Here is a 2,810-nt window from a genome sequence, read left to right on the forward strand (position 1 = left end):
TCCTGCTGAACGCCTGCCTGGCGGGGATCGCCATGCGCAAGAAGGGCTTGAAGCCCGGCTATCTCAACCCCGTCTCGGTCGATCACGGCCTCGACAGCTATTATGGGAAGAAGAACTGATGGCACGCACCCCCTTGCTGGCGCGGTGCGCCGCCGCAGCCCTGGCGATCGCAACCCTGTGCGGCCCGGCCCATGCACAGGCCAGCGACCCGCTCGCCACCCTGTCGCCGGAAAAGAAAGCGTTTCTGTCCGACCCCGTGATGTTGACGCGCTTTGGCCTGACGGCGGAGAAGCTCCAGGTTGCGCTCGCCGGGCGCAGCGCCGCCGATGTCGACGCCTATGCCACCGCGCTGATGGCGGTGGTCGAGGACAGCAAGTTCAAAGCCGGGCGCGACCCTTCGGAAATCGCCCTCAACCCGCAGGCGCGCGGCTGGAATGCGGGCACCACCGTTCGCCCCAAACTGTTCGACAAGCTGAAGCGTGACGATGGGCCGTTCAGCCTGAAACGCTATCATTTTCAAAAGGGCGGCATCCCGACCTTCGCCGATGCGCCGGTCGCGATCCGCAAGGAGGATCTCGTCGCGGGCAAGGTGGAGGTCGCCTTTGTCGGCGTGCCGCTCGATTTCTCGTCGGGCTGGCGCGATGCCAAACATGCGCCGATGGCGCTGCGCGGCATGGATGGGCTGGTCGGCGCGGACGCCGATGGCGGAATCGATCCGGGCCTCATCCTGTCGATCGCGGATTATGGCGATCTGACGCCCGACTATATGGCGCCCGACCGGGGACTCGATCATATCCGCGCGATGATCGCCGAAATGGCGAGCGTCGGCACGATCCCCTTCATCGTCGGCGGCGACCATACGGTCATGTTCCCCGACGTCGCGGCGATGGTCGATACCTATGGCGCGGGCAAGGTGGCGCTGGTGCAGTTCGATGCCCATGCCGATGCCGACCTGAACGACGCGCATATGATTTCCGACACGCAGACGCTGACCCGGCTGATGGAACAGAATCTGTTGCGCGGCAGCGACGTGACGCTGGTGGGCTTGCGCGGGCGCGGCGCGGACGTCGCCACGCAAAAGCGGCTGACCGACAGCGGCGTGCGCATCCTGTCCACCGCGGCTGTGACGGAGCGCGGCTGGCAGGCGGTGACCAACGATATTCTCTCCGGCCTCAAAGGCGGGCCGGACAATATCTTCATCTCGTTCGACATGAGCGTGCTTGATCCAGGCGATGCGCCCGCTTCCGGGCGACCGGTGCCGGGTGGCATCTCCATGCGCGAAGCGATTCCCATGGTCCGGCAACTGTGCGCCCAGACAAAGGTGGTCGGCTTCGACCTGCTCGACGCCGCACCCATTCTGGACCCGACCTATGTCAGCCGGATGAGCGCCAATTACATCTTGCATGCCTGCCTGTCGGGCATCGCGATGCGCAAGACGGGCATGCCGGTCAAGACCGCCAAGCGTTGAGGGAGAAGAAGCGATGCCGTCGATCAACGCCATAACCGGATGGAGCATGGCAGCGGCCGCTGCGGCGACCTCCGTTCTGGCGGGGGATGCGTTCGACACGCCCAACCCGCCACCGCCGATCCCGCAGGAAGACATCATGGGCAAGCCAAAGCCCGTGGAGCTTCCCGCCGATGTTGCCGCCAAGCTGACTGGCATCGCGCCGGAAAAGGTCGCGCTGATCAAAGAGGGGCAAACCGGCCGCTATGTCGAAAAGGACGTGCTGTTCGACCGCATCCGCACGCTGCCCGCCGCCGAACTCGTCACCTATATCGACGCGATCGCTGCGCTGCACGAACAGGTCGAGTATAAGGAAGGGCGCGACGCCAAGACCATTCCGCTCGACACACGATCGGCCTGGTTCAATGCGTGGAAGGCCAAGCGGCCGCTGGTAATGGACCCTAAGCGCGATCCGGGGCCGATGGACCTGGGCCGCTATATCGGCGGGCGGCGCGGCGGCTTTGCGACCTTCGCCGGTGCGCCCGTCGCGATGACGCCCGAAGATCTGCGCGCAGGCAAGGTCGATGTTGCTATCGTCGGTGCCCCGCTCGACATGGGGTCGGGCTGGCGCAATGCGATCGACGGGCCGCGCGCTTTGCGCATGACCGGCGGGGCGGGCGGCAACGACATGTATTCGATGATCAACCCCAGCTCGGTGCTGGAGATTGTCGATTATGGCGATATCGCGATCGACCAGAACAGCACGGAGCGATCGGTCGCCCATGTCCGCGAGATGGTGCGCGAAATCGCGCAGACGGGCGCGATCCCGATCGTTATTGGCGGCGATCATAGCCTGGAATATCCCAATGTCGCCGCCGCCGCCGATGTCCATGGCAAGGGCAATGTCGGCGTCGTCCATTTCGACAGCCATTATGATGTCGGCCGCAACGGCGTCCATTGGATCACCCATGGATCGCCGGTCTATCGCGTCCTGCATGAAGGTCATGTCCGCCCGCAGGATTATGTCCAGGTGGGGCTGCGCGCGCGCGGGCCGGACTTGGAGACTTTCGGGTGGATGCGCAACAAGGGCATGAAATACCACACGATGGTCGAAGTCGAGAAATGGGGCTGGGACAAGGTGATGGCCCGCGCGCTCAAGGAAGCACGCGGCAGCACCAAGAAATTGTGGATTAGCTTCGACGTCGACGTATTGGACCCGGCCTTCATGCCCGGCACCGGCACGCCGGTCCCCGGTGGCCTCACCATGCGGGAAGCGCAGCCGATCATGCGCAACCTGTGCGCGGAAAATGACATTGCCGGCATCGATATCGTCGAAGTCGCGCCCTATCTCGACACCAGCTACAAG

The 2,810-nt window shown here is 64.4% G+C and carries 2 protein-coding genes; both read left to right on the forward strand.

From position 1 onward, the window contains the following. Positions 1-118 precede the first annotated feature (118 nt). On the forward strand, positions 119-1,468 hold the full coding sequence (locus IL54_RS00115) for an agmatinase family protein (protein ID WP_037472057.1): 1,350 nt from the start codon (positions 119-121) through the stop codon (positions 1,466-1,468). A gap of 13 nt (positions 1,469-1,481) precedes the next feature. Then, positions 1,482-2,810 (forward strand): agmatinase family protein (locus IL54_RS23800; RefSeq protein ID WP_237748739.1); only part of this gene is annotated, 1,329 nt, incomplete at its 3' end.

It is taken from the genome of Sphingobium sp. ba1 (genome assembly GCF_000743655.1).
GTDB lineage: Bacteria > Pseudomonadota > Alphaproteobacteria > Sphingomonadales > Sphingomonadaceae > Sphingobium.

Coding starts and splice junctions, on each gene's coding strand:
- IL54_RS00115 (WP_037472057.1), top strand. CDS start 119: ATGGCACGCACCCCCTTGCTGGCGCGGTGCGCCGCCGCAGCCCTGGCG.